19 protein-coding genes and 2 pseudogenes are annotated in these 26,289 nt (G+C 68.1%); 5 read left to right on the top strand and 16 right to left on the bottom strand.

Annotated elements, in window-relative coordinates; translation table 11 throughout:
• The first annotated feature begins 9 nt into the window (after nt 1-9).
• The 4 genes from RM704_RS13555 (at nt 10) to RM704_RS13540 (ending at nt 5,153) form a co-directional block, all read left to right on the top strand.
• On the top strand, nt 10-1,167 hold the full coding sequence (locus RM704_RS13555; RefSeq protein ID WP_311590574.1) for a low temperature requirement protein A: 1,158 nt from the start codon (nt 10-12) through the stop codon (nt 1,165-1,167).
• A gap of 146 nt (nt 1,168-1,313) precedes the next feature.
• On the top strand, nt 1,314-1,958 hold the full coding sequence (locus RM704_RS13550; RefSeq protein ID WP_033531049.1) for a (2Fe-2S)-binding protein: 645 nt from the start codon (nt 1,314-1,316) through the stop codon (nt 1,956-1,958).
• A gap of 13 nt (nt 1,959-1,971) precedes the next feature.
• Nucleotides 1,972-2,952 (top strand): FAD binding domain-containing protein, encoded by a 981-nt coding sequence (locus tag RM704_RS13545; protein WP_033531050.1) that lies wholly within the window; start codon nt 1,972-1,974, stop codon nt 2,950-2,952.
• A complete protein-coding gene (locus RM704_RS13540) occupies nt 2,949-5,153 on the top strand; it encodes a xanthine dehydrogenase family protein molybdopterin-binding subunit (RefSeq protein ID WP_033531051.1) in 2,205 nt (734 codons plus the stop codon). The genes RM704_RS13545 and RM704_RS13540 overlap by 4 nt, the downstream gene beginning before the upstream one ends.
• Nucleotides 5,154-5,269: 116 nt before the next feature.
• Here the strand turns inward: RM704_RS13540 and RM704_RS13535 are convergent, their stop codons facing one another.
• The 16 genes and pseudogenes from RM704_RS13535 to RM704_RS13460 form a co-directional block, all read right to left on the bottom strand.
• Nucleotides 5,270-5,653: a nuclear transport factor 2 family protein gene (locus tag RM704_RS13535; RefSeq protein ID WP_052146418.1), complete on the bottom strand. Its 384-nt coding sequence runs from the start codon at nt 5,651-5,653 to the stop codon at nt 5,270-5,272.
• Nucleotides 5,654-5,910: 257 nt separating this feature from the next.
• Nucleotides 5,911-6,165: pseudogene (locus RM704_RS13530) on the bottom strand (aldo/keto reductase); the annotation flags it as partial.
• Between the two features lie 281 nt (nt 6,166-6,446).
• Complete coding sequence (locus RM704_RS13525) at nt 6,447-7,664, bottom strand: aldo/keto reductase (RefSeq protein WP_033531053.1); 1,218 nt, start codon at nt 7,662-7,664, stop codon at nt 6,447-6,449.
• Nucleotides 7,665-8,005: 341 nt separating this feature from the next.
• Nucleotides 8,006-8,704: a flavodoxin gene (locus tag RM704_RS13520; RefSeq protein WP_033531054.1), complete on the bottom strand. Its 699-nt coding sequence runs from the start codon at nt 8,702-8,704 to the stop codon at nt 8,006-8,008.
• A 67-nt stretch (nt 8,705-8,771) separates the two neighbouring features.
• Complete coding sequence (locus RM704_RS13515; RefSeq protein ID WP_311590573.1) at nt 8,772-10,046, bottom strand: FAD-binding oxidoreductase; 1,275 nt, start codon at nt 10,044-10,046, stop codon at nt 8,772-8,774.
• Between the two features lie 2 nt (nt 10,047-10,048).
• Nucleotides 10,049-10,240, bottom strand: a complete 192-nt coding sequence (locus RM704_RS13510) for a hypothetical protein (RefSeq protein ID WP_157856794.1) — start codon at nt 10,238-10,240, stop codon at nt 10,049-10,051.
• Nucleotides 10,241-10,448: 208 nt separating this feature from the next.
• Nucleotides 10,449-11,435, bottom strand: coding sequence for an aldo/keto reductase (locus tag RM704_RS13505; RefSeq protein ID WP_033531055.1), 987 nt, complete (start codon nt 11,433-11,435; stop codon nt 10,449-10,451).
• Nucleotides 11,436-11,536: 101 nt separating this feature from the next.
• Nucleotides 11,537-12,494: pseudogene (locus RM704_RS13500) on the bottom strand (aldo/keto reductase).
• Nucleotides 12,495-12,574: 80 nt separating this feature from the next.
• Nucleotides 12,575-13,480, bottom strand: a complete 906-nt coding sequence (locus RM704_RS13495; protein WP_033531056.1) for a helix-turn-helix transcriptional regulator — start codon at nt 13,478-13,480, stop codon at nt 12,575-12,577.
• A gap of 360 nt (nt 13,481-13,840) precedes the next feature.
• Complete coding sequence (locus tag RM704_RS13490) at nt 13,841-14,920, bottom strand: family 43 glycosylhydrolase (protein WP_033531057.1); 1,080 nt, start codon at nt 14,918-14,920, stop codon at nt 13,841-13,843.
• Nucleotides 14,917-17,739 carry a GH116 family glycosyl-hydrolase gene (locus tag RM704_RS13485; RefSeq protein ID WP_033531058.1) on the bottom strand — a complete coding sequence of 941 codons (2,823 nt, stop codon included), beginning with the start codon at nt 17,737-17,739 and terminating at the stop codon, nt 14,917-14,919. The genes RM704_RS13490 and RM704_RS13485 overlap by 4 nt, the downstream gene beginning before the upstream one ends.
• A gap of 179 nt (nt 17,740-17,918) precedes the next feature.
• Nucleotides 17,919-18,833, bottom strand: coding sequence for an ABC transporter ATP-binding protein (locus tag RM704_RS13480; RefSeq protein ID WP_052146433.1), 915 nt, complete (start codon nt 18,831-18,833; stop codon nt 17,919-17,921).
• A 2-nt stretch (nt 18,834-18,835) separates the two neighbouring features.
• The gene (locus RM704_RS13475) at nt 18,836-20,611 is read right to left on the bottom strand and encodes a dipeptide/oligopeptide/nickel ABC transporter permease/ATP-binding protein (RefSeq protein WP_033531059.1); all 1,776 of its coding nucleotides are present in this window, start codon (nt 20,609-20,611) and stop codon (nt 18,836-18,838) included.
• The gene (locus RM704_RS13470; RefSeq protein ID WP_033531060.1) at nt 20,608-21,549 is read right to left on the bottom strand and encodes an ABC transporter permease; all 942 of its coding nucleotides are present in this window, start codon (nt 21,547-21,549) and stop codon (nt 20,608-20,610) included. The genes RM704_RS13475 and RM704_RS13470 overlap by 4 nt, the downstream gene beginning before the upstream one ends.
• A 30-nt stretch (nt 21,550-21,579) precedes the next feature.
• Complete coding sequence (locus RM704_RS13465) at nt 21,580-23,106, bottom strand: ABC transporter substrate-binding protein (protein WP_033531061.1); 1,527 nt, start codon at nt 23,104-23,106, stop codon at nt 21,580-21,582.
• Between the two features lie 397 nt (nt 23,107-23,503).
• Nucleotides 23,504-24,511, bottom strand: coding sequence for a LacI family DNA-binding transcriptional regulator (locus tag RM704_RS13460; RefSeq protein WP_311590572.1), 1,008 nt, complete (start codon nt 24,509-24,511; stop codon nt 23,504-23,506).
• A gap of 352 nt (nt 24,512-24,863) precedes the next feature.
• Between RM704_RS13460 and RM704_RS13455 the strand changes: the two genes are divergently transcribed.
• On the top strand, nt 24,864-26,240 hold the full coding sequence (locus tag RM704_RS13455; protein ID WP_033531062.1) for a GH1 family beta-glucosidase: 1,377 nt from the start codon (nt 24,864-24,866) through the stop codon (nt 26,238-26,240).
• The last annotated feature ends 49 nt before the right edge of the window (nt 26,241-26,289 follow it).

Below are 26,289 nucleotides of genomic sequence, written 5' to 3'. Positions count from 1 at the left end.
GGCAGTCGGGTGACCACGTTCGAGCTCTTCTTCGACCTCGTGTACGTCATCACCCTCACCCGCGTCACCCAGTACATGGCCCAGGAGCACAGCGGTCTCGGTGTGCTCCACGGCGTGCTGCTTCTGGCTCTGGTCTGGTTCTCGTGGTCCGCGTACGCCTGGCTGGGCAACCAGGCCCGGGCCGACCTCGGCGTCGTACGGCTGGGGATGACACTCGCCATGGCCGGGGTCTTCGTGATCGCGTTGACCGTCCCGGAGGCGTGGGACGACTCCCCAGGTGGGCTGTACGGGCCGCTGGTGCTGCCCTGTGCCTACCTGCTCGTGCGCAGCGTGCACCTCGTCATCTACGCGCACCTGGCGCGCGGCGACCGGGGGCTGCTGCGGCAGATCGCCGTGTCGTGGCCGCCGGTGCTGTCCGGCTCCGCCCTTCTCATCGTCGGCGCGGCGATCGGCGGCCGATGGCAGACGGCGCTGTATGCCGCGGCAATCGTGGTGGACTGGGGCGGCGTCTACCTCACGTCGCGGCGGGGCAGTTGGCGCATCCACAGCGCGCCGTACTTCACCGAGCGGCATCAGCTGTTCGTCATCATCGCGATCGGCGAGTCACTCATCGCCATGGCCGCCGGCGCCACGGACCGTCCGCTCGGCGTGCCTCTGCTGGCGGCCGGCGTTCTGGGCGTGGCGGCGGCAGCGGGCCTGTGGTGGCTGTACTTCGACGTGGTGAGCCTGCTGGTGGAGCACCGGCTGGCCGAGACACGGGGGCGGGCCCGTCTCAGCCTGGCGGTCAACGCCTACGGCTACGCGCACTTCCCCATCGCGGCGGGCATCGTGCTGACCGCGCTCGGCGTCGAGGGCGTCGTGGCGTACGCCGACAGCGGCAAGGGACTGGGCGGCTTCTACGCCGGCGTACTGTGCGGCGGAGCCGCCACGTATCTCGCCGGTCTGCTGCTCTTCGGCCGTATCTCCGCCGGGGTGTGGGGCCCGTTCCGCCTGGCCGCTGTGTGCCTGCTGCTCGCCTGGCTCCCGGCGGCGGTCGTGCTGCCGCCGCTGGCCGGGCTGTCCGGCGTCGTGGTGCTGCTGGCCGCAGTGGCCGCCTGCGAGACCTGGTGGTACGCGGAACTGCGCCGGAGCGTGCGCCCGGAACAGGGGTCAAACGACCCAGTCTGACAGTGCCGTGCCCCGTGGGACAGATGGGAGAGGGGCTCTGTCACACCCCGGCTCACCGCTCCCCGGCATGGCACGGCCTGTCACATGTCCACCGGGCTCAGCATGCTGCAGCAAGACCGCAATCTCCCCCCATCGAGAGAGTGGGCATGACTGCCGAGCCCTCCGCATCAGATGTGTTTCCCCCCACCCAGCCCCCGTCCGCACCGACTCGCCGGACCTTCATCGCGACGACCTCCGTGGCCGGCGGTGTCCTCGCGGCGGGCGGTCTGGCCGCAGGTACGTCGCTGCTCGGTGCCGAGGCGGCCGCGGCCGCCTCGGCACCACCCGGCAGCCGTGTCACCTTGACCGTCAACGGCCGTCGGCACACCGTCACGGTGGACAACCGCACCTCGCTGCTGGACCTGTTACGCGAGCACCTGGGGCTGACCGGCTCCAAGAAGGGCTGCAACGCCGGTGCCTGCGGTGCCTGCACGGTCCTGGTCGACGGACGCCGGGTCAACTCCTGCCTGACGCTCGCGATTCGCCTGAACGGTGCCGTGGTCACCACGATCGAGGGCCTGGCCGACGGCGACGAACTGCACCCGCTCCAGCAGGCGTTCATCGACCAGGACGCCTTCCAGTGCGGCTACTGCACCCCGGGCCAGATCATGTCCGGCGTCGGCTGCATCCAGGAGGGCCACACCGGCTCCGAGGACGAGATCCGGGAGTGGATGAGCGGCAACATCTGCCGCTGCGGCTGTTACGTGAAGATCGTGCGCGCGGTCGAGCAGGCCGCCGCCGATGGGAAGTAAGGGGCCACCCGCCATGTATCCCTTCACGTACACGAAGGCCACCGACACCCGCGAGGCACTCGACGCCGGGCAACGCGGCGGACGCTACATCGCCGGCGGCACCACCCTGGTCGACCTCATGCGGGAGACCGTCGAGCACCCCGGCACACTGGTCGACATCGGCGGACTGCCGTTGCACGAGGTGAGAGTCACCGAGCGCGGCGGCCTGCGCATCGGCGCGCTGGTGACGATGGCCGAAGCCGCCACGCACCCCAAGGTCCGCATCGCCTACCCCGTCGTCTGCCAGGCGCTGGAGCTGAGCGCCTCCGCCCAGCTGCGGAACATGGCGACGATCGGCGGCAACATCATGCAGCGCACCCGGTGCACGTACTTCCGCGACGTCACGGCCGCCTGCAACAAGCGTGAGCCCGGCTCGGGTTGCGCCGCGCTGGAGGGCTTCAACCGCACCCACGCCATCCTCGGCACGTCCGACTCCTGCGTGGCCACCCACCCCTCCGACGTCGCCGTGGCCTTCGCGGCACTGGAGGCGCGGGTGCACCTCCTCGGCCCGGACGGCGAGCGCACCGTCCCCTTCGCCGACTTCCTGCTCAAGCCGGGCAGCACCCCGAACCGCGAACAAGCGCTGCGACAAGGCGAGTTGATCACCGCCGTCGAGATCCCGGCCCACGCGCGGCCGCTCGCGTCCGGCTACCTGAAGGTCCGGGACCGGCAGTCCTACGAGTTCGCGCTGACCTCGGCGGCCGTCGCACTGCACATCCGCCGCGGGGTGATCCGCCAGGCGAAGGTCGCCGCCGGAGGCGTGGGCACCGTGCCCTGGAAGCTGCCCGCCGTCGAGCAAGCCGTCATCGGTGAACGGCCCTCGGACCGGCTCTGGGCCGAGGCCGCCGACCACGCGGCGGACGGCGCCCACCCGCTTCGGCACAACCGCTTCAAGGTCGAGCTGCTCAAACGCACCGTCGAACGCCAGCTGCGCATCGTAGGAGACATCGCATGAGCCCCCAGCCGCAGGCAGCCGTCGGCGCGCCGCTCTCCCGCGTGGACGGGCGGCTGAAGGTGACCGGCCAGGCGAAGTACGCCGCCGATCAGGAACCCGAGGGGCCCGAGGGAGTCGTGCACGCCGTCGTCGTCGACAGCAGCGTGGGCCGGGGCCGGATCACCGGCATCGACACCCGCGCCGCCGAGGCCCAGCCGGGTGTATTGAAGGTGATCCACCACCGCAACGCCCCCAAGCTGCCCTACAGGCCCAATCCGGGCTCGCTGAACCTTCCGGGTGAGCGGCTGCGCGTCTTTCAGGACGACCAGGTCCGCTTCCACGGCCAGCCGGTCGCCGTCGTCGTGGCCGCCACCTTGGAAACCGCCCAGCACGCGGCGAGCCTGGTGAGCATCGACTACGACAGCGAGCGGCCCGCCACCGACCTCTCCGAAGCACCGGCGGCAGGCGAGCCCAGGACCTATGCGCGCGGCGACGCGGAGGCGGCCCTGCGATCCGCTCCCGTACGGCTGGAGATGACGTACCGGCCGGCCCGCAACCACCACAACGCGATGGAGCTCCACGCCACCGTCGCCCGCTGGGACGGCGACCGGCTGACGCTGTGGGACAAGACCCAGTGGGTGCGGAGCCCCCGTGACGAACTCGCCGCGAACTTCGGCATTCCGGCGGAGAACATCCGTGTCATCTCCCCCTTCGTCGGCGGCGCGTTCGGCAACGCCGCGCGGGCCTGGCCGCACATCACCATCGCGGCCCTCGCCGCCCGCGAGACGGGACGCCCGGTCAAGCTAGTCCTGACGCGCAAGCAGCTCTACTTCGGAGTGGGCTACCGGCCGTCGTACGAGTACACGGTGCGCCTCGGCAGCGACCGCCGAGGCCGGCTCACCGCCATGACCCACGACCTGCGCGCCGAGACGTCGAGGTACGAGACGTTCGCCGAGCGCGGCGTCATCGCTCCGGGCCAGATGCTGTACATCACGCCCAACGTCAGCCAGACACACCGTACGGTGCCGCTGGACGTGAACACCCCGACCCCGATGCGCGGCCCCGGCTACACCACCGCCGCCTTCGCCGTCGAGAGCGCCATGGACGAGCTCGCCCACGAACTCGGCATCGACCCCATCGAGCTGCGGCAGCGCAACGAACCCGACAACGACCAGTCCAACGGGCGGCCGTTCTCCACCCGGCGGCTGCGCGAGTGCTACACCATCGGCGCCCGCGAGTTCGACTGGAGCCGTCGCAACCCCAGGCCCCGCTCGACCCGCGACGGCGACTGGCTGATCGGCACCGGCATGGCGACCGCCCTCTACGACACCCTGCGCTCCCCCGGCCAGGCCCGGGTGCGGCTGGACGCCGACGGCACCGCCCTGATCGAGTCCGCGACCAGCGACATGGGCCCCGGCACCTACACCTCCATGACCCAGGTCGCCGCCGACGCCCTCGGCCTCGCGGTCCGCAACGTGACCGTCCGGCTCGGCGACACCACCATGCCCGAGGCCCCGATCCACGGCGGCTCGCAGACCATGGCCAGCGTGGGAACCATCGTCCAGGACGGCTGCGACAAGCTGCGCCGGCAGGCGGTCGAACTCGCCGTCCAGGACTCGCGATCACCGTTGTACGGCGTCGACGCGGAGGGCGTGGTGGTGCGCGGCGGCCGGATGCATGTGCGGGACAACCCCGCCCGCGGGGAGACGTACCGGCAGCTGCTCACCCGCAACGACCGTGCTCACCTGGAGTCGATGGGCTCCTGGACCCCGGGGCAGTCCCGGTCCTCCATGTACGCCTACGGGGCGGTGTTCGCCGAGGTCGGCGTGGACGCCCGACTGGGCCTGGTGCGGGTACGGCGCATGCTCGGCGTCTTCGACGTGGGCCGCATCATCAGCCCCAAGCTCGCCGACAGCCAGGCCCTGGGCGCCATGGTCGGCGGCATCGGCACGGCCCTGCTGGAGCACACGGTCACCGACCACCGCGACGGCCGGATCGTCAACGCCAACCTCGCCGACTACCTGGTCCCGGTGAACGCCGACGTCCCCGACCTCAAGGCGATCTACGTCGACGGGCGCGACGACGAGGCCGACCCCATCGGCGTCAAGGGCCTCGGCGAAGTCGTCCTGGTCGGCGTGGCGCCCGCCATCGCCAACGCCGTCTTCCACGCCACGGGCCGACGGGTGCGCGAACTGCCCATCACCGCCGAGTCCCTCCTGTGATCACCGTCGGGCGGCGGCTCCACACACCGCCGGCCGCCTCCACGGCCTCTGTGCGCCAGCCGTGCACGACCAGGCCGAGCCGGTCCACTGTCACATCCGCCTCCGGAAGGTCCCGGTCACCAGGTCGTGGCCACGGTGCGGACCGTGGCCCAGGTGTCGCCCTTGTGGGCGTAGTCGGTGGTGAGTTGCAGCCGCCAGTCGGCGCGATTGCCGTACACGGTCGCGTCCGTGACGGTCCGGGCGACGAGGCGAGCCGTGTCGCCCTCGATGTCGAGTGTCGTCTTCTTCTCGTCGATCGTGTGGTAGACGAACCGGCCCTGCCGCATCTCGGCCAGCCATTCGGCTTTCGGCTGCACATAGCCGGTCATGTGGGTGAGGGTGAAGTCGTCGTCGAGCAGGTCGTCGAGCGCCGCGGTGTCTCCCTCGTCCATGGCGTCCAGATAGGCGCGGTGAGCGTCGAAGATCTCCTCGCGGGCTCTCTGGTCGGCTGACGGCTGCACGGTGGCTCCTGACGTGGGTGCGGTCCTGTCGGCGGACGCGGACAGTGCGGGGGCTGATGTGGGTGTCGACGACGGCGTGCAGGAGGCCGCCGACACAGCCAGGGCCGCCCCCGCCGCCAGACCTGTCCATCCCCAGGATCGCTTCATCGGCCCGGCTCCGCGTTCTGCAGCGGCCATCGGTGACCAGGCCGTCGGCCTCGGCACGACCCCAGCTTCCGGGCTCGTAGGCGACCGGCTTCCCGTCGGGGCCGAGCAGCGCCCCGACGATGCGCTAGGACGACGCCGACCCCGTCGCGACGCCCCTTCAGCGCCCGGCCGACGAGCTCCTCTTTGGTGAAGGGCCCGTAGACCTCGGCGGTGTCGATGAAGGTGACGCCCAGGTCGAGCGCCCTGTGGATCGTACGGATCGATTCCGCGTCATCCGTGCTCGCCCCGGTATAGGCGTGGGACATCGACATCGCGCTCAGACCGATGCGGGAGACCTCCAGATCGCCCAGCTTGGTGTACTTCATCGTCCGCTCCCTGTGTCTCGGATTCCTGGGCACACCCGCGGATGCCCTGTGCTGGAGCGCCTGATCTTCGAGCTACAAGGCAGCCTGCTGCGGTCGCTCGCCGTGTGGGAGACCGCACCGTTCCGGGGAGTGGTGTTCCGGGGTGTGACAGGGCCCCCAGGGCCACCCCCAGACCGACCCCATACGCTTCCGGCCGGAACATCCCGTAGTTGTACGGGAGTCCGGCCGGGGACGGGAGGACGTTGTGCTGCGTTGTTCGGCTTGTGTGGCCGGTCAGCCGGTCAGCGGGGCGGTGCTTCCACGCCCGTCAGCGCGAGGGACGCTGCCGGAAGCCGGTCACCGTGGATGGTGATCTGCGCGACGGCGGCGTTGAGCTCCTGGAGTTCGTCGGGGCTGAACCTGACTTCTTCCGCGCCGATGTTCTCCAGGAAGTGGGACAGCCTGGTGGTGCTGGGTATCGGCACGATCCACGGCTTCTGGGCCTGCAGCCAGGCGAGGTCGATCTGGGCGGGCGTGGCGCCCTTGCGTACGGCCCACTCCTGGAGGAGCTGGACGAGTGGCATGTTGGCGGCCAGGTTGTCCCGGCTGTTGCGGGGCATCGCGGTCCGACGGTCTCCCTCTGTGAACGGGAAGTACGGACTCATCGCGCCGGTCGTGAAGCCCATGCCCAGGGGCGCCCAGCACACGAAGCCGATGCCGAGTTCCTCGCAGAGCGGCAGGACCTGCTCCTCCGGTCCGCGCCACAGCATGGAGTACTCGTTCTGGATCGCGGTGAGCGGCAGGACCGCGTGAGCCCGGCGGATGGTCCCCAGGCCCGGCTCGGACAGGCCCCAATGCCGCACCTTGCCCTGAGCGACGAGTTCCTTCACCGTGTCCGCGACGTCCTCGATCGGGACGGTGGGATCCACCCGGTGCTGGTAGAGCAGGTCGATGTGGTCCGTCCGCAGGCGCCTCAGTATGCCGTCGACGACCTGCCGGATGCGGTCGGGACGGCTGTTCAGGCCGGTGTTCGCCCCGGTGTCCGGGTCGATGTTCCAGCCGAACTTGGACGCGATCACCACGTCGTCGCGGACGGTCCGGAGGGCTTCGCCGAGGATCCGTTCCGACTCGAACGGCCCGTACGCCTCGGCCGTGTCGAAGAACGTCACTCCCTGGTCGAAAGCTGTCCGGATGAGGGCGACCATGTCCTTGCGGCTGGTGACCGGACCGTAAAGGTTGCCCGGCATGGTCTGGGTGCCGAGGCCGATGCTGGAAACCTTCAGGGACCCGGGCCCGGACCCGAGCCGTCGGTGACCAGTCTGCGTGATGGCCGCGGTCACCGGGCTGCGACGGCCGACGGGGCCCTTGGTGCCGGTCTCGGACGATGCGGTTTGCGCCTGTGCCAGTGTGGCCGGCGCGGCCACCACCGAGGTGGCTGCCAGCCCGGCCGCACCCATCAGGAAGCCGCGACGGCCGCGGTCGGTCGAGTTGCCGTTCGGCGTGCTGTCCTGTTCGTGCATGCGTTACATCCCTCATGTTGGTCGGTTGAGAGCACCCTCGGTGCGTTACCGCATCGCAGTCGGTGGCGAAGAAGCGGACCGCGCCGGAGACGAGCACCTGGGCACTTCGTCCGGCGGTATCGGCTCACCACGTCCGTGAATTCGGATGACGTCCCGGCTTGTCCGGTGAGGGGCGCGTCCTGTGGTGCCGATGTTGCCGGGCGGTCAGTAAAACTCAAGCAGAGCGCCCGCCGGGGTGGGAGGCCGGGCTGTTCCACGCCGTGCCAGTGCCCCCCAAAAACCGGGCAAAGATCCCTTTTGGCCGGGCTCGGCCCGGACCGCGGGACCGCAACTGGCGGGCGTCATGAAATCCCGAGACTGTCGAGCCAATCGCCCACCTCCGCCTCGGCATTGTCCATATCGTCTCGTGAGATCGTGAACGCATTACTGATCACAGTGGAATCAGCAAGCTTTTCGGTGACGATTTCAACAGTTCCCGACAGGCGGCTTCCGCCATGAGTGGTGAATAGAATGATGTTCTTTTTGTTGAAATCATGCTGTTCAAGGAACGTGTGCACCGGCATCGGCAGGCTGTACCACCAGATCGGATAGCCGATGAATACGGTGCCATATTCTTCAAGGTTCGGTATCAGGGTTTTGAGTTTCGGCCTTTCGTCGTCTTCTTGCTGTTTTAGTGCGAGATCTGACAGGGTTTTGTGATCGAGGGGCAACTCTTCCGCTGTCTCGATGCGGAATACCTCGGCGCCCGTGCTCTCCCCGATGATTTGAGCGACGTATTGGGTGTTCCCGAGAACCTTTCCATCAACGACATGAGTGCTGTTCTGCTCGTTCTCCGTCATGTTGTTCGGGTCATCGGTTTCCGGCATCGAAAAGTAGGCGACCAAAGTGCGTGAATTATCCAATGGCGGGACGGTTTTCGAGGCTTCGGAACCGCCGAGTGCCTCGCCTGCCCCTCTTATTATTGAACAGCCCGCGGTTCCGGCTCCCGCCAGTGCGACGGTGGTCAGTGCAAGAAATTTCCGGCGCGTGGTGCTTGTCATCTCAGTGAACTCCGTTTCGTCGGCATGGGCGATTTCCTGGGGCCACGTGGAACTGTGGTCGCATCGACTACATGGTGAGGCGTTCCTGGTGTATTCGTCGTGCAGAGACGCCGATGCGCCGCAGTAGGCGTTGGTTCGCCAACACGGCGGGGTTCGGACCCACAATGAAGAACGCGCCCTTCGCGACTGCCTCTGCAGACAGCGTGTTGGCGAGATCTTCACGGCGGAACCGGCCGACACTAATGGTGGCCTGCATGCGGTTACCAGACGCCGCTTGGTACTCCTCGATCACGTCACGGTAATAGGCGTCTTCCGGGCTACGGACGGCCCACAGCAGGTGAATCTTCCGCGTGGTGTGGTGAGCTGCTGCCAGGCTGAGCAGCGGCGCCACACCCGCGCCCATCCCGACGAGCACGAGCGGAGCTTCGCGGTGCCGCCCCTGGATGATCGATTCGAAGCGGCCGAACGGCCCCTCCAGGCGGACGCGGGTTCCCACTTCGACATTGTCGAGACGCCGGGTGAAGTCTCCGTGCTGCCGAATCGTGAAGGCCAGGGTCTTCTGGTTGTCGTCGGTCACCGAGAAGGGGTGCCATTCCCTACTCGCAGAAGAAGACCCCTCGAAGCTGAGGAAGAAGAAGTCGCCCGGCCGGAGGGTCGCCGCTTTGCTGTCGAGGCCCACCGACACCCTGCGGGTCGCCCCACCGCGCGTTTCGTTGCTGGTGACTGTCCCCATCAGATACGTGTCGGGCGCGATCCATTTCTTCCAGACATAGATGCCGAGCGCCGTCACTGTGTACAGATCGAAAAGCATCATGAACGCGAAGTACTGATTCACTCTCACGAGCAGGTGGGCGTGCAGCCAGATCATCGCCACGATCACCAGGTTGAGTCGATGAATCCACACGGATAGCTGGCGGCGGAGGACGGTCTCCAGAAGTCCCTTGACCTTCAGCAGCAGTCTCGACCTGTCGACGAACCACCCACTCATAAAGAACATCGAGTAGCACAGCACTGCGAGCGCTCCATAGAACCCCCAATCCCCCAGAATTCGAGCCAGGTGGCTCGGGGAGTAGGAGTTGTCACTGTGCACATATACTGCCGCGATTGCCAGTACGCCGAGTGCTCCATGCAGGCCGTAGATGGCCGGAAGTCCCACGAAGCGGTGCAGCCAGGCCGGTCTCACGCTGAGCACGATGGACAACAGCCACCATGTATAGGCAATCAGGCCGAGGAATACATAGAACTTCAGGAGGTCGGGTTCAGTGGCCACGAACTCGTAGGTGAGAATCAGCGGGAGCGGAAACACCACCGCGAAGCTCCAGAACAGCAGCTTACGTAGCATCGTCAGGACTCCACCTGAGCTGTCCGGTTCGGCTCGCTCGACCATTGTCCGACCTCAGGCGTTCCGGCATCGCCCACAAGGGAAAAACCTTGCCTGCCCGTGTCTCGCACATTTTGCAGGTTGACGTAAATGAGTGTTGCCATAGTCAGGGCAGCAACAGCGATCAGAGCAATCGCTTTGTATTTCGGATTCACGCGCAAGCCCTTTTCGGCGAGGGCGACTTGGAGGTCTTACTCATCGAGTACTCTTCCTGTTTTCCTTGTGTGGATTTCCTGACCGCAGACCCGTTGCGACGAGTGCGGGGGAGTGCGGTGCCGGCGGTCTCAGTGCGAGCGCAACGCGCACGCGGGCAGGGCGCGACGACCCCAGACCCGTGTCGGTACGTCGGCCCTTGCCGGCCGATCAGGAGAAAAAGATGGGCAGGCGCGGAACATAGGGTGCTTCAAGAGCGTCGACCTCGTCGTCGGTCAGCTCGATGTCGATCGCCGCGACGGCGTCGGCCAGGTGGTGCGGCTTGGTGGCGCCCACGATCGGGGCCGAGACCACCGGGTTCTTGAGCACCCAGGCCAGCGCGATCTGCGCCATGGACACCCCGCGCTCCTCGGCGATCTTCTGCACCGCGTCGACGATGGCCTTGTCGCTGTCGAGGAAGAGCGGCCGGCCGTTCATGTCGACCTGGCGGTCCTCCTCCGACCTGCGCGTCGTGCCCTGCTCGCCCCAGGGGCGGGTCACCTTTCCCCCGGCGAGCGGGCTCCACGGGATACTGCCCACGCCCTGGTCCGCGAGCAGGCCGAACATCTCCCGCTCCTCCTCGCGATGGATCACGCTGTAGTGGTCCTGCATGGACACGAACTTCGTCCAGCCGTTCGCCTCCGCGGCGTGCTGCAGTTTCGCGAACTGCCATGCCCACATCGAGGAGGCGCCGATGTAGCGGGCCTTGCCCGCCTTGACCACGTCGTGCAGCGCCTCCATCGTCTCCTCGACCGGTGTCTCGGGGTCGAAGCGGTGGATCTGGTACAGGTCGACGTAGTCCGTGTCCAGGCGCCGCAGCGAGGCGTCGATCTGCTCCATGACTGCCTTGCGCGAGAGCCCCGCGCCGCCCGGCCCCTGGTGCATGGGCTGGAACAGTTTCGTGGCGAGGACGATGTCGTCGCGCTGGGTGTACTTCCGCAGCGCGCGTCCGACGATCTCCTCGGAGGTGCCCAGACCGTAGATGTTGGCGGTGTCCCAGAACGTGATGCCGAGTGCGACGGTCTGCCGGAAGATCGGCTCGGCCGCCGTGTCGTCGAGCACCCATGGCATCCGTTTCGCGGGGTCGCCGAAGCTCATGCAGCCGAGCGCGATACGGCTGACTTTCAGGCCCGAGGTTCCGAGACGCGTGTACTCCATGACCAACTTCCTCTGACTGATCTGTAGGGCTGCTCTGTAGGGCTGCTCTGTGGGGCAGATCTGTTGTGCTGATCTGTTGTGGTGCTTGGGCCGACGCCGGCTCAGTAGTAGCGGCCTCCCTGTGGGGTGGGCAGGGCGTCGAGTTCGGCGAGGTCCTCGGCGCTGAGCCGCACGTCGGCCGCACCGGCGTTGTCCTGCAGGTACTCGGGTGTCTTGGTGCCGGGAATCGGGACGACGTACTCCCCCTGGGCCAGCACCCAGGCCAGCGCCACCTGCGCCGGGGTGACACCGAGGCGGTCGGCGATCTCGCGAACCTTGTCGGTGATGGCGCGGTTGATCGCCAGGGCATCGTCCTGGAAGCGGGCCAGGCCGCGCCGGAAGTCCTCCTGCGGCAGGTCGTCGTCCGAGGAGAAGCGGCCGGTGAGGAAGCCCTTGCCGAGCGGTGAGTACGGCACGAAGGCGATGCCCTGCTCTTTGCAGTGGCAGTACCTCGGTCATCCAGTCCCGCGTCCACAGCGACAGTTCGGACTGCAGCGCCGTGATCGCGTGAACGGACTGGGCCCGCCTGATCTGCTCGACGCTCACCTCGGACAGACCGATCGCGCGGGCCTTGCCCGCCTCCACGGCTTCCGCCAGCGCGCCCACGCTCTCCTCGATCGGCACATCCGGGTCGACGCGGTGCAGGTAGTAGAGGTCCACGTGGTCCGTGCCGAGGCGCCCGAGACTCTCGTCGATCGAGCGACGGATGTGCTCCGGGCGGCCGTCGACGCCGGTGACCGCACCGTCCTTGCCCAGCACGCCGACCTTGGTGGCCAGTACGGCGCGCTCGCGGTGGCCGTCCGCCAGGGCGCGCCCGACCAACTGCTCGTTCGTGTAGGGGCCGTACACGTCGGAGGTGTCCAGCAGGGTCATCCCCAGGTCGAGGGACTGATGGATCACCGAGACCAGCTCGGCCTCGTCGCGCGGGGTCGCCTGGTCGTAGCTGAAGCTCATGCCCATGCAGCCCAGGCCGACGACGCCGACCTCGGGGCCGTCGGGGCCGAGGGTGGTGGTGCGCATGCTGTTCGTCCTTTCGGTCTTCGGTGGTTCGGACCGGGGTTCGGTGCGCGGGCGACGCACCGGCCGGGGTGAGTGCTGTGTCAGTCCGCGAACCCGGTACGCGATGCTCCGATCCGTGACGCGTGCGCCGAGTCGGACGCCGCCAGATCGAGCAGGACCATCGCGTCGTACTCGGTGCTGCCGGGCTCGGCGTGGTACACGACCAGCCGGTGGCCGGGGGTGCCTTCCAGCTGCATGGACTGGTAGCCGAGGGTGAGGTCGCCGACGTCCGGGTGGTGGAACGTCTTGCGGCCATAGGAGTGGCCGCGTACGTCGTAGCGTTCCCACAGGCGGGCGAACTCCGGGCTCTTGAGCAGGAGTTCACCGGCGAGCTGGGTGAGGTCGGGGGCGTCCGGGTCGGTACCGGCCAGGGCCCGCAGGCGGGCTACGCAGCCGCGGACCTGGTTGCCCCAGTCGTCGAAGAGGTCGCGGGCGGTGGGGTGGAGGAAGACGTAGCGTGCGATGTTGCGCTGTCTCGCGGGCCAGTCCTCCATCCCGGCGAGGAGTCGCAGTCCGCCCGGGTTCCAGGCCAGTACGTCGCCCGTGCGGCTGACCACGTGCGCGGGCTGGGGCCGCATGGCCTCCAGCAGGAGCTTTACTCCGGGCCGTACGGAGCGGGTGGGCGCGGTGGGCGGTTTTGGAGATGTACGCGCGGCATGCGCGGCCAGGCTGCGCAGGTGGTCGTGTTCCGGCTCCTCCAGCCGGAGGGCGCGGGCGAGGGAGTCGACGACGGACGGGCTGGGGTGGGTCTCCTTGCCGCGCTCCAGCCGGGTGAAGTAGTCGATGCTGATCCCGGCCAGGGTGGCCAGTTCCTCACGGCGCAGTCCGGGTGTGCGACGCGCGCCGGCACCGGGTGGTAGGCCGACCTCCTCGGGGGTCACCTGGGCCCGTCGGGCGCGTAGGTAGCGCCCCAGCTCGGTGCCGCCGCTGTGTTGCTCACGATCCATGTCTTCCGAGTGTGGGGACGACACGACTTGGGTGGAAGGCGGATGGGGTGCCCTGTCACGGCACTGAACAGCACTCCGGGTTGCAACGCGGTCTGCCACATGGCGAGCCGGAGGTGCAGGCTTGACGTTCGTAGAACATCTCCGTTCCCGGCAGCCGCGCATCACGACGAACCAGCTCGTGGCCGCGCTCGGCCGGGCAGTGGACGACCTCGGCGCGCCGGAGGTGCTTGTCTACACCGCTGACCACCGAGTGACGGCGCGCCCCACGACTTCGAGGTGGCGCGCCGTCCGCTCGCAGGCGGTTCGCGTGCTCCGCCCGGCCTCATCTCCCGCCAACGCGGCGCCTGTTCGGCGCGTCTGTCAGTCGTAGTCCTCGATCCGCCATTCGTCGTGCCAGTCCAGGAAGGCCATCTCTCCTTCGAAGCGCAGGGGCAGCCAGACGTAGTCCGCGATGGAAGTGTCGGGGTCGAGCAGTTCAGGGGGGAGGACGGCAGGGGTGTCGGAGGCGTCCTCCGTCGCGTCTCCGGAGAAGCGCCTGCGCATTTCTTCCTGGATCGGCTCGGCCAGCTCGGGTGCCAGGTGGGGCAGCCACCTGTCGGCCAGGGCGATGTAGAGGTCCTTCTTGTGCGGATGCTTGAACACCGAGCTGATCTGGGAGCGGTACGACGTTCCGGAGGCGTCCTGGGGATGCGGGTCCCCCAGCACGGTCCACGGGCCGTGGAAGGTCCGTGCGACGGCCACCTCCGACGGGTTGGGGGCGTAGCCGGTGGTGCCCGAAGTGATCAAGTAGTGCAGTCCGCCCCGCGTGAAGTGGGCCGGTGCCTCACGGACGTACGGCGGGTGGGGGTGGGGGAAGTGGGTCGAGTAGTAGCCGGTGACGTTCGTGTAGTCGTCGGTCAGGTCGGCGCAGATCAGCTCGCTGTGCACGCGCTCGAAGTAGTAGTACGCCTTGCCGTCGTCGGGATGGACGGCGAGGTCGAAGTCGCCGGCGTTCATGCCGAGCGGGCGCAGCCCAGTGCGGACGACGCGGTAAGGGCCGAGGAAGTCGTCGGCGACGAGGACGGTGCTGGTCTGGGTATTCCCCTCGCCCATGATCTTGATCCAGCACACGTACTGCTTGGTGGCGGCGTTGAAGACGATGTGCGGGCGGTCGACCTGCTGGGCCGGGTGGAGAGGAGAGTTCGGGTCGCCCGGCTCGGGCGGGATGATCAGCCCGCGGTCCTCCCAGTTGTACAGGTCGGTGGAGGAGTAGCAGCGGATCCCCCAGTGCCAGATTCCGCTGCCGGGCTTCGTCCGCTCCTTGTTCTCGCCGTACCAGTAGAACGTTCCGTCGAGGCACGTGATCGACCCGCCGTGCGCCTGGATGCGGTGGCCGGCCGTGTCGTACCAGACCTGGCCCGGGCGTATGGACGACTGGGGCGGTGGCGGTGTGGTCGTCACTTCGAACTCCCCTGCACGGTGTCGAGTGCGTCGACGAGCTGCCAGACGGACCGGGCGCGGGCGTAGGCCGCGTACCGGGAGATGTTCGGGTTGGCCACGAACCAGGACTCCGGTGTGGCGAAGGCATGGCCCTTGGTCGTGGCGCCGTCGTCGTAGATCCGGTTCGCCACGGCTTCGCTCATCTGCAGGGCCTTGGCGATCAGTTTCCCGTCGCCGGTCTTGCGGCCGATGTGCACGGCGGCCGCTGTCGCCATCCAGGTCGTGCCGGGCCACACGTCGGCGATCTCCGGGACGAAACGGCCGGTGCCAGGCTGGGCGTAGTCCATCGGGTACGGCTTCAGGTTCTCGTCGAGAATGATCGGCGGGCCTACGGGAACGCCGTTGGCGTCCTTGGGCGCTAGGAAGGCGTCCAGGGTGTTGTGCCAGTGCTGGCGGGCACGTCGCAGGTCGATCAGATCCGGCAGGCCGAGCTGGGAGGCGACGCACTGGGCGTAGAACGCGTCCAGGAAGGCCGCGTCCTTCGGCAGTACCGGCTTCTTGGCGCCGAAGATGTCGCCGGTCCGCCCGTCTATGCCGCCGGTGCCGTCGCAGTAGCGGTAGCGCCCGGTCTTGGGGTTCCAGAAGATCTCCTCGAACTCCTCCTTCGCCGCCGCGAGTTCGGTGTCGACCTCTTTCTGGACCGCGGGCGTGGCCTCGGGAACGCCGAGGGCCCTGGCCTTGGGAGTGAGCGTCGACAGGATCTGCAGCGAGAGCAGATACAGCTGGCAGTTGTAGATGCCGTGCCCGTTGACCAGGAGCTGGTCGTAGGTGCTCGGCGGATTGTTCGACGGCGGGTCAGCCGGGAGGTGGGAGCCGGGCGGGCGGAAGAACTGTGAGTGCTTCAGCGTCCGCAGCATCTGGGGATACCCGTAGGTCAACAGGCTCTTGTCGCCGGTCTCCTGGTACAGCGCGTACACCCGGTAGATGAGCTTGTGGAAGCAGTCCCGGAACGCGTCGCCGCCCGCGGGATCGAAGAGCTTGCCGAGATCGTCGGTGCCCGGAGGCGGTGCGCCGAAGACGGGTTCGGACGTTGCCGATGGGGCGCCCTGGTTGGCTCCGGTCGCGTTGATGAACGGACCTGTGTCGAACATGATCTGCTGGGGCACCCGCCCCCACCGGTCCTGCTTGGTCAGCTGCAACCAGGCACGCAGGCGCCCGAGTTCGATGTTGGGGAACAGCTTCGTGTACAGCAGGTAGCCGAAGCTGTCGACGTCCATCTCGTTGGCCGGTGCGCCGCCGCTTCCGCCGTCGATCGTGTAGAAGAGGTGGGTGCCGGGGACGTCAGCGCCCAGGCGAGGTCCGCCGGGGGCGGGAGTGATGGAGTTGCTGACCAGGCCCGCCTCCCAGAACGAGGCGTTGAAGACCATGCCGAACAGCTCGTTCAGGGCCGCTTTCCGCAGCCACACCGGGTACTTCGGGTTCTCGGCGATCGGCTTCCACCACGCCTCGACAGCGGCGAGGGAGTTGTCGCGCCGTGCCAGCTCGCGCTTGGCGATGGTGAAGGCCTGCTTGAACGGATACGAGTTCGGGACGTAGTCGTTGGTGGCCGTCGAGGTGGCGCCGAGGAACTCGGTGTAGCGGCGCATCCAGACGGCCCGGCCGCTGGGTGCGGCGTCGTAGTACACCTGCGGGAAGTCCCAGGACAGGGCGTACCGGACGGTGGTCTTCTGGCCCGGCCGCAGCCGCACGGTCACGGCGACGGCGCCCGCCGAGTCCGAGTCGTCCAGGGCACTGTTCGGCAGCATGCCCGTGGAGGAGAACGGCTCGTAGATGTCGCTCCCGTCGCCTGCCCCGTTCCACGAAGTGACGTACGTCAGTTTCTGGCCGGTGGCCGGCAGGGCGGCGATGGTCCACTCCGACTTGTAGGAGTCGGGCGTGTTCGTCCGGTGGTCCGAGCCCAGCGTCACGCCGGCGACACCCGACCGGGCGTCGGTGTCGAAGCGGCTGTAGAGCCCGGTGCGCGTCGTGCCCGACGGATGAGGAGTGGCGTTCGGGAAGGTGAACATCACCGAGAGGTCGACGGCCTTCGTCGTGGGGTTGGCCAGTTCCACGTCGAAGAAGGCCACCGGCATGGAGGTGCGCTCGTCCTCGCCGGCCACGATCGGCGACCAGAAGCGCATGGACACCTGTGACCGGAACACGTTGTAAGAGGTCCAGCCGAACGGGTACAGCGCGGCATAGGTGCCGTCGCCGGGGTTCAGCTGGTTCCACTGCGGAAGAACCCCGGCGAAATCCCGCTGCGGAGCGATGTGGTCGTGCCGCGTGGCGAGCGTCTTGACGGTCGGGCCGCCCGAGGCACCCGCGACCTGCTCACGGACGTGGAAGGCCGCCTGGGGCAGCGTGCGCATGTCCCACCAGTCCGAGGCCTGTGAACCGCCCATGCTCCACGGCCCGAAGGTTCCGAACAGGTTGTAGTGGAACGAGCCGGCGCCGACGCCGCCGAGCGGGATGCCCAGACCGGGCACGCTCATGCCGCCTGCGGCTCCGCGTAGGCCTGAGGGCTCGCCGGTGCGGCACTCCGGGTCGGCCCCCGCTTCGCAGGGGCCGTCCGGTGCGAGGCCCCAGGTGCGGATGTACGCCGCCTCCGGCCCCCTCGCCGCGTTGAGCGGTGACGCGTGGGCGGTCGGGGTCGAGGGAAGGGGCGGGAATCCACCGAACTCGCCTGCGGCGACGAGCCCGGCCACGGAGAGCGCGCCCGCGCTCCCGCGCAGGAAAGCCCTGCGTGGGAAGCCTCCGCCCTCGCGTGTCGTGTTCGGTTCGGACCTGTCCTGCGGCTCCATGGCAGTCCTTTCGGGGGTACTGGTGGGGGGAATGCGTCCAGGGGTGGGTGGTGCGTATAGGGGAGTGGGTGGTGCGTGTACTCAGACGGCCCGCGCGCCCAGGGCCGTGCGCGGACCGTCGGCAGACCGCGACTACGCCCTCGAGACGCAGTCGCCAATCACCCGCGCATCGCCGCCGCTCACGACCCGACCTTGGGAGCCGGAAGCTCCGCCGCCAGCGTTTCCAGGCGCTTGGCCCGCCGCAGTCGCTGCTTCTTCGGATCCGCGACGGGAGCCGCCATCTGCAGCTTGCGTGTGTAGGGGTGCTCGGGAGCCGTCGCGACATCGGTCGCCTTGCCGATCTCGACAATGTGCCCCTGATGGAGGACGGCGATCCGGTCGCTCACCTCGTTGACGACGCCGAGGTCGTGGCTGATGAACAGGTACGCCACACCCGTCTCGCGCTGGATGTCCTTCAGCAGCGTGAGCACCTTGGCCTGGGTGGTCACGTCCAGCGCGCTGGTGGGTTCGTCGCAGATGATGACCGCGGGGTCCAGAGCGAGCGCGCGGGCGATGGCGATCCGCTGCCGCTGCCCTCCGGAGAACTCCCGTGGTGTGCGCCGTCCGCAGTCGGCGGGCAGACCGACGGCGTCTAGGAGTTCACGTACACGGGCCCGTTGTCCTGTTGCGGTGCGCCCGTCGCCGCCCTCGCCGGCGAGGAGCGGTTCGGCCAGGATGTCCTCGATCACCATGGACGGGTTCAGCGAGGAGTACGGGTCCTGGAACACGACCTGGATGTCCCGTGCGAGGACGCGCCGACGGGCCCGTGAGATGTTGCTGACGGTCTTCCCGCGGAACGTGACGGTGCCCGCCGTCACCGGGGCGAGCCCGAGGATCGCGCGCCCGATCGTGGTCTTCCCCGACCCGGACTCGCCCACCAGACTCAGCGTCTCCCCGGCCCGCAGGTCGAAGGAGACACCGTTGATCACGGTGGCGCCGGTGGCCCGGCGTCCTCCGAAACGTACGACGAGGTCTTCGACCTTCAGTACGGGCTCCGACTCCCCTGCGGGCTCCGATTCCCGTACGGTCTGCGCTTTCGGTACGGCCTCCGGCACGGTCACACCTCCGCGATCTCGACACGGCGTGCCGAAGTGAGCAGTTCCATGGTGTAGTCCACAGCGGGATCCTCGAACAGCGAGTCCACGTCGCTGCGCTCCACGATGTGCCCGTCCCGCATCACGCTGACCGTGTCGCAGAGATCCGCGACGACGCCCAGGTTGTGGGTCACCAGGATCATCGCCAGGCCGCGCTCATCCCGCAGCTCCCGCAGCAGTTCGAGGACCTCGGCCTGCACCGTCACGTCCAGGGCGGTCGTCGGCTCGTCCGCAACGATCACGTCGGGGTCCGAGGCGACCGCGCCGCAGATCAGGACGCGTTGGGCCATCCCGCCCGAGATCTCGTGCGGGTACTGCCGGAGGACGCGTTCCGGATCCTTGATGCCGACCCGGGCGAGCAGGGCGAGGAGTTCGCGCCGGGCGCCCTCCTTCGAGATCTCCTTGACCGCGCGCAGGCCGTGGATGAGCTGCGCGCCGATGGTGAAGCAGGGGTCCAGGTTCGACATTGGCTCCTGCGGGATGTACGCGATGCGCCGGCCGCGCGCCCGGCGCATGCGATCGTCGCTCGCCAGCAGGTCCTCGCCGTCGAGCAGGACCCGTCCGCCGAGCACGATGGCCTCACCGGGAAGGATGCCCAGCGTCGCGAACGCGATCTGGGATTTGCCCGACCCGGACTCGCCCACCAGTCCGTGGATCTCGCCGCGCCGCACCTCCAGGTCGATGCCGTGGACGACCTCCCGGATCTCCCTGTCGCCGTCTGGATACCCGATGCGTAGCCCCTGGATCGAGAGCACGGTGTCCGGGGCCGGGACTGCAGAGGCAGACGGCTCCACCCCCTCCCGAGCCTCGCGAATCATCTCCCTCAGCCGGCGCGGCGAGGGCGCCGTGCGGTGCGCCGAGGTCTGGAGGACGTCGCGCAGGGCGTTGCCGAGCAGGACGAGCGCCAGGATCGACAGGCTGATCAGGAGGGCGGGCCAGGCGACGGCGGCCTTGCTGGTGTAGATGCTCGAGAAGGAGGTCTGGAGCACGGATCCCCAGGACGGCGTCGCGGGATCACCGAGGCCGAGGAAGCTCACCCCGGCCTCGACGCCGATGCCCCCGGCGAGCACGAACGAGCTGTGGATCACCACCGGGGCACGCACCGCCCACAGCACGTGCCGGCCCACGATGCGCAGGTCGGACAGGCCGACCACGGTCGCGGCGTCGATGTACAGCTCGTTGCGTACGCCGACCACGACGGACCTGACCAGGCGGAAGTACGACGGTGCCACGAGCAGGCCGTACACGATCATCGCGACCGCGATATTGGGGCCGGTCCGTGCGTACAGCGCGAAGAGCAGCAGGACCGCGGGCATCGTCATGATGACGTCGGAGACCCAGTCCGCGGCGGCTTCGACCCTGCCCCGGTAGAAGCCGGCGACGAGGCCGCCGACGACACCGAGCACGGACGAGACGGCCAGGAGGAGCAGACAGGCCAGCAGGGTCTGGCGGGTTCCCCACATGAGGCGGGAGAGGATGTCCCGGCCCGACGCGTCCGCGCCCAGGAAGTGACCGGGGGAGAAGGGCGGGGCGTTCACGGCGCTGAGTTCCGTGAAGTTGGGGCCGTATGGGGCCAGCCACGGACTGCTCAGGCCCAGGACGGCCACGACGGTGACGAAGGCCAGGCAGCCGGCCGCCATCGGGTCGGCGACGAGCCGCCGCAGGACGGACCGGCCCTTTCCCGCCGACACCGGCTCTTGAGCCGGCCCGGAGGCCTGGAGATGCTCGGGCACACTCATCGTGTCCTCACCTTCGGGGTGAGCGCCGCGTTCGCGAGGTCGGCGAACAGGTTGACGACTAGGACGATGGCGATGGCCACGACGAGGATGCCCATGACCACGGGCACATCGCCCTGGAGCGAGGCCTCGAGCCCCGCCGAGCCCAGACCGGGGAGCGCGAAGATCTGCTCGATGAACACCGCCCCGCCCAGGAGGGTCATGACGCCCAGGTTGAGGGTCATGAGCCCGGGTCCGCCGGCGTTGCGCAGGACGTGGCGGAAGACGACCTCGCGCTCACTGATCCCTCGGGCCCGCAGCGTGCGGACGAAGTCCTGGGAGAGGGTGTCGATGACCGCTCCCCGGAACTGCGCGGCTGCTCCGGCGACCGCCCCGATCAGCAACGCGAGCGTCGGGAGCGTGACAGAGGCGATCCACCCGCCGAAGCTCTGGTCCGGGGAGACATATCCGGTCGCGGGAAAGACTCGGACCGCGATGGCGAAGGTGAAGACGAGCCCGATCGCGATCACGAACGGCGGGACGGCCGCCCCCAGGACCGACAGGAACTGGACCACCCGGTCGATCCAGCCCCCGCGCACGGCGGCGGTGACGCCGAGCAGGACGCTGAGGACGGCCATCATCACCAGGGTCAGGAAGACCAGGGCGAGCGTCACCGGCACCCGCGTCGCAAGCAGCGAGGTCACGGACTGTCCCGTGAACAGCGATTCGCCCAGGTCGCCCGTGAGCAGCCCCTGGAGCCAGTCGCCGTACTGCACGAGCAGCGGCCGGTCGAGGCCGAGCCGGGCCACTTCCCGCCGGATGTCCGCCTCCTGGGCCTCCCGCCCCAGGACGGCGCGTACGATCCCGGGCCCTTTGCCGTACATGAGGAGGTACGTGGTGAAGCTGACGACGAGGAGAATCGTCACGGCCCGGAGGAACTTTCTGAGAAGAACTCGGTACACCTGTGGATCCGATCTCTCGTGCCGGCCCGCCTACTTGTAGTCCCACAGCCGGGGGTTGAGGGCGTTGGAGTCGGTCATCTCGGGGATCCGGATCTTCGGGCTGTAGGCGTAGAAGCCCTCCGGGTACGCCAGCGGAACGTTCCACGCCTGCTCGATGGTGTAGCGGTTGAGTTCCTGCTGGATCTCCTTGGCCTCCTGGCCGGTACTGGTGAGGAACCTGTCCCAGAGCTTGGTCACCGTCGGGTCGGGCTGGTGCATCACGTTCCAGATGCCGTCGTCCAGCACGTAGTCCTTGATGTCCTGCTTCGAGTCGCCGTAGTTGCCCAGTGGCCAGAGGATCATCGGGTACTTACCGCTGAGCAGCTCCTCGACGGCGGTCGGCCCGGACAGGGTCTTCTGCTTCACCTTGATGTTGAGCTGGCTCAACTCCTGCGCCACCACGGGAATGAGCTCCTCCATCCCGAGGCCCCCGAACAGGGGGAACGTCACGGTGAACCCCTTCTCGTACCCCGCCTCCTTCATCAGCCTCTTGGCCTCGGCCGGGTCGTAGGGGTATGGATCCTTCAGATCGTCGATGTAGGCGTCCGATCCCGGGCGGAAGATCTGGTTCGCCGGAACGGCCCGTCCCTGGTAGAAGTCCTTCGCCAGGGACTTCTTGTCGAAGAGCATGTTCAGCGCGCGGCGGACCTTCAGTTCCCCCAGGGCCGGGATCTTTTCGCCCTTGTGGTCCATGAGCAGCAGCCGTGTGGTGTTACCGCGCATCCCCAGGACCCTGAGGTCGGAGGCGATGGCCTCCTTGTACATCGACTGCTGGATCAAGGTGCCGTCGATCTGTCCCGTCTTGAGGGCGTTGAGCGCGGCGGTCTGGTTCTTGAGCACCTTGACCACGAGCTTCTTGTACGGGAAGGTCTTGGCGTCCCAGAAGTCCTCGTTCTTGACGAAGGTGTACGTCGATCCCCTGGTCGTCTTCGCCGCGTCGAGCGTGTAGGGACCGGAGCCGACGGGCGCCTTGTTCAGATTGCCGGCCTTCAGGTACTTGGGACTCGCCACCTTGATGCCGCCCATGCCCACGATGCCCGGATCCGGCTTCGACGAGGTGAGCTTCACGGTCATGGAGTCCGGGGTGGTGGCCTTGTAATCGCTGAGGCGGGCGGCCTGACCGCCGTGCGATGCCTGGTAATCGAAGCCGACCTTGATGGCCTCCGCATCGACCGGTTCGCCGTCGGAGAACTTCATGCCCTCGCGCAGGTGGAAGGTCACGGCGGTGTTGTCGGAGTTCACCTCCCACTTCGTGGCGGCGTCCGGCTGGGGCTTGCCCAGAGCGTCGAACCGGGTCAGGGTCTGGTACACGGCATCGGCCGGCCAGCCCTGGAAGGAGGGCTGGTTCGCCGGGTCCCAGCCCTGGATGTCCGCGGTCGAACCGAGAACAAGCGTGTCCTTCTTACCCCCGGGCGTAGACGCGGTGTTCGCGTCGGTGCAAGCGCTCAGCGCAGCCAGCGAGGTCAGGGCCGTCGTCATGGTCAGTAATACGCGAGCAAGTCTTTTGGTGCGCCGCATGATCGGCTCCTTCGGACACGGGAAAGTTCGGCCGGATATGGCCGCGAGTACTGGCGGAAACGTCTACGCCCGGGTGCACGTCAAAGGGGCGTACCGGCTGAAAATGCTCTCTGGAACGTTTCAAGTGGAGGCTAGGTAGCAGGCGAAGGTCGGTCAAGAGAGTGCGTCGTGATTGCGCGGTAACGGTTCTGTAACGCGCTCATGCTGCGGTGGTCAAAACGGCAGGTCAAAGCACCTATGGCTTGGTTTGGTCGACAGTGGGCCTCTCATGTCGGCGCGCTGGTGGACGCCGAGCCGCGCGAAACGGTATGCCCCCTCCCGTCACGCGCAGGTCGTGGACCGTTCTAATGGCGGTGGGGGCGTGTGGAGATGCGAACCGACCGGCTCGCTCTCCCTGTCAGGGCAGCCGTCGGGCGGACTTTCGTACCGGGGCCGCGCTCGTGCCACGCGGCATCAGCCGAGGGGACACGACGTAGTGCACGGGCTGGGTCCGGCCGTTCAGCCGCTCCAGCAGGAGTCGCGCGCTCATCTGGCCCGTGAGGTGGCCCGACTGGTCGACCGTCGTGAGAGAGACCCGGCCGATGGTCGAGGCATAGATGTTGTCGTACCCGGCGACGGTGATGTCCTGAGGCACCCTCAGGCCACGCTCTTCCGCTGCCCGCAGCGCGCCGAGTGCGGCGATGTCCGCGCCGGCGAAGACGGCAGTCGGTGGCGTCGGCCTGGCCAGGGCTTCCAGGGCGGCCTGGTACCCGCCTGCTTCCGAGTAGGTGGTCTCGATGACGTCGGGCTCGAGGCCGTGTCGCTTCATGGCGTTGACATAGCCGTCACATCGCGCGGTGTGGGCCAGGACGAAGGGCCTCTTGAGGCGTCCCGCCGGATGACTGGTGTGCAGGATGCGCTTGTGGCCCAGGGCCACGAGGTGATCGACCATGAGACGCGCGCCTCCCTGGTCGTCGTCCACGACGGTGTCGTACTGGGCGGAGCCGCCGTGCCGTGCGATCACCAGGGTGGGCAGTCCCGATCCCAGTTTCTCCAGCCACGAGGTGGCCATCGCCGGCGCGATGACGATGAGCCCGTCCACCTGCCTGTCGGCGAGGGCTTCGATGCTTCTTTGCTGGCGCTCGGGCGAGAGGCCTCCGGCGACGAAGATCTCCTGGTACGGACTCGGCTCCAGCTCGTCTGCGATCCCTTCCGCGATCTCTGTCTGGAAGGGGGCCGAGAACTCGGTGAGCATGACGCCGATGGTGTAGGAGCGTCCTCGCATCGCACGGGCGCCGGCCTGGGGCCGGTAACCCAGTTTCTCGATCGCCGCAACGACCTTGGCCTTCATCTGGGGGCGGACACCGGGGGCATCGCGGATCACATTGGAGACGGTCGAAACCGAGACCCGCGCCTCCCGCGCCACGTCCTGAATCGTTGCACGGCGAACCCTGGAAGGCCGGGACCCGATGGTGCCATCGGCACGCACCGGCCTCGCCCGGCCACCACTGGAATCACGCAGGTCGTCCTGCGCACCAGGTTCAGCAGCGTCAGCTTCCACGGGCGCCATGCTACAGCCGCAGTGACAGACCAAACTGCGCAGGTCGCGATCGAGCGGGGCGCCGGCGCCTTCCTAAGCCGAACTCTCTATGGAACGATGCAAAGACTTATGGCCATCGAAGCGACTCGGTCCAGCAGCGCGTCCCCACGACAACGCACACACCTGCCTCGGACCGTCCTCACCGGCGACTCCGGCAGTAACAAGAGGTAAGGACAGCATGAGTGAATTACCCTCCCTTCCGCCCGACTTCGTGTTCGGTGCCGCCACCGCCTCGTACCAGATCGAGGGCGCGGTCCATGAGGACGGCCGTGGGCCCTCCATCTGGGACACCTTCTCCCGCGAGCCGGGCCGGGTATTGCACGGCGCCACCGGTGATATGGCCTGCGACCACTACCACCGATACCCCGAGGACGTGGCGCTGCTGCGCGAGTTGGGCGTCGGCTCGTACCGCTTCTCCATCGCCTGGCCGCGCATCCAGCCGACCGGCTCGGGCCCGGTGAACCACAAGGGCCTGGACTTCTACTCCCGGCTGGTGGACGAACTGCTGGCCGCCGGCATCGAACCGGCCGCGACCCTCTACCACTGGGATCTGCCGCAGGCCCTGGAAGACCGTGGCGGCTGGCGGGTACGCGAGACCGCGGAACGGTTCGGCGAGTACGCGGCCCTGGTCGCCGACGCCCTGGCCGACCGGATCCCCCGCTGGATCACCCTCAACGAGCCCGGGTGCAGCGCCTTTCTGGGGTATGCCGACGCCCATCACGCCCCCGGTGCGGCCGAAGGCACCCCAGCGCTGGCCGCCGCTCATCATTTGCTGATCGGTCACGGTCTGGCGATGCGGGCGCTGCGTACCGCCGGCGTCCGGGAGGCGGGCATCACGCTCAACCTCAGCCACGTGACCGCGGCCTCCGACTCCGCCGCGGATCTCGCGGCCCTTGTACGTGCTGAGACCATGCAGAAGCTGATGTGGACCGAGCCGCTGTTGCGCGGGCGCTATCCAGCCGCCGAAGAGGAGACGTGGGGTGAGCTGATCACCCGGCAGACCTTCCGACAAGAGGGCGACCTGGAGCTGATCTCCGCGCCGATGGACTTCCTCGGGATCAACTACTACACCCCCACCGTGGTCCGCGACGCACCCCATCGCCGCCCCGACCCGGCCCTGCGCACCGCGACGGACTGCCGCATCGAGACGGTCGACATCCCGGAGGTTCGGCGCACCGCGATGGGCTGGGCGGTGGTTCCCGACAGTCTGCGCGAGCTGCTCGTCTCACTGCGTCACGAGTACGCGGACGCCCTTCCGCCCATCTTCATCACCGAAAACGGATCGGCGGAGGACGACGTGCTGTCCGCCGACGGCCAGATCCACGATCCCGACCGGATCACGTACCTCCGCGACCACTTGGCCGCAGTCGCGAACGCCGTCGCGGAAGGAGTGGACGTACGCGGCTACTACGTCTGGTCGCTGCTCGACAACTACGAGTGGGCCTTCGGCTACGACAGGCGTTTCGGGATCGTCCACGTCGACTATGACACCCTGCGGCGCACGCCCAAGGACAGCTACCGCTGGTACCAGCAGTTGATCGCGGCCAATGCCTGACCGCCGGACCGAGCGCTTCCCGTCGGGGCCGCACGCCTTTCGCTGTGGT

Origin of the sequence: Streptomyces gottesmaniae, assembly GCF_031845845.1 — a bacterium.
In the GTDB taxonomy this organism is placed as follows: Bacteria; Actinomycetota; Actinomycetes; order Streptomycetales; family Streptomycetaceae; genus Streptomyces; species Streptomyces akebiae.
Note: the sequence above shows the minus strand (reverse complement) of the source record. Positions and strands in the feature narration are given on the sequence as shown.

What these genes read in the sequence shown, in the direction of transcription:
- RM704_RS13550 (WP_033531049.1), top strand. Translation starts at nt 1,314, where the DNA reads ATGACTGCCGAGCCCTCCGCATCAGATGTGTTTCCCCCCACCCAGCCC.
- RM704_RS13485 (WP_033531058.1), bottom strand. Translation starts at nt 17,739, where the DNA reads ATGGAGCCGCAGGACAGGTCCGAACCGAACACGACACGCGAGGGCGGA.
- RM704_RS13465 (WP_033531061.1), bottom strand. Translation starts at nt 23,106, where the DNA reads ATGCGGCGCACCAAAAGACTTGCTCGCGTATTACTGACCATGACGACG.
- RM704_RS13525 (WP_033531053.1), bottom strand. Translation starts at nt 7,664, where the DNA reads ATGCACGAACAGGACAGCACGCCGAACGGCAACTCGACCGACCGCGGC.
- RM704_RS13475 (WP_033531059.1), bottom strand. Translation starts at nt 20,611, where the DNA reads ATGAGTGTGCCCGAGCATCTCCAGGCCTCCGGGCCGGCTCAAGAGCCG.
- RM704_RS13495 (WP_033531056.1), bottom strand. Translation starts at nt 13,480, where the DNA reads ATGGATCGTGAGCAACACAGCGGCGGCACCGAGCTGGGGCGCTACCTA.
- RM704_RS13505 (WP_033531055.1), bottom strand. Translation starts at nt 11,435, where the DNA reads ATGGAGTACACGCGTCTCGGAACCTCGGGCCTGAAAGTCAGCCGTATC.
- RM704_RS13540 (WP_033531051.1), top strand. Translation starts at nt 2,949, where the DNA reads ATGAGCCCCCAGCCGCAGGCAGCCGTCGGCGCGCCGCTCTCCCGCGTG.
- RM704_RS13520 (WP_033531054.1), bottom strand. Translation starts at nt 8,704, where the DNA reads ATGACAAGCACCACGCGCCGGAAATTTCTTGCACTGACCACCGTCGCA.
- RM704_RS13515 (WP_311590573.1), bottom strand. Translation starts at nt 10,046, where the DNA reads ATGCTACGTAAGCTGCTGTTCTGGAGCTTCGCGGTGGTGTTTCCGCTC.
- RM704_RS13545 (WP_033531050.1), top strand. Translation starts at nt 1,972, where the DNA reads ATGTATCCCTTCACGTACACGAAGGCCACCGACACCCGCGAGGCACTC.
- RM704_RS13455 (WP_033531062.1), top strand. Translation starts at nt 24,864, where the DNA reads ATGAGTGAATTACCCTCCCTTCCGCCCGACTTCGTGTTCGGTGCCGCC.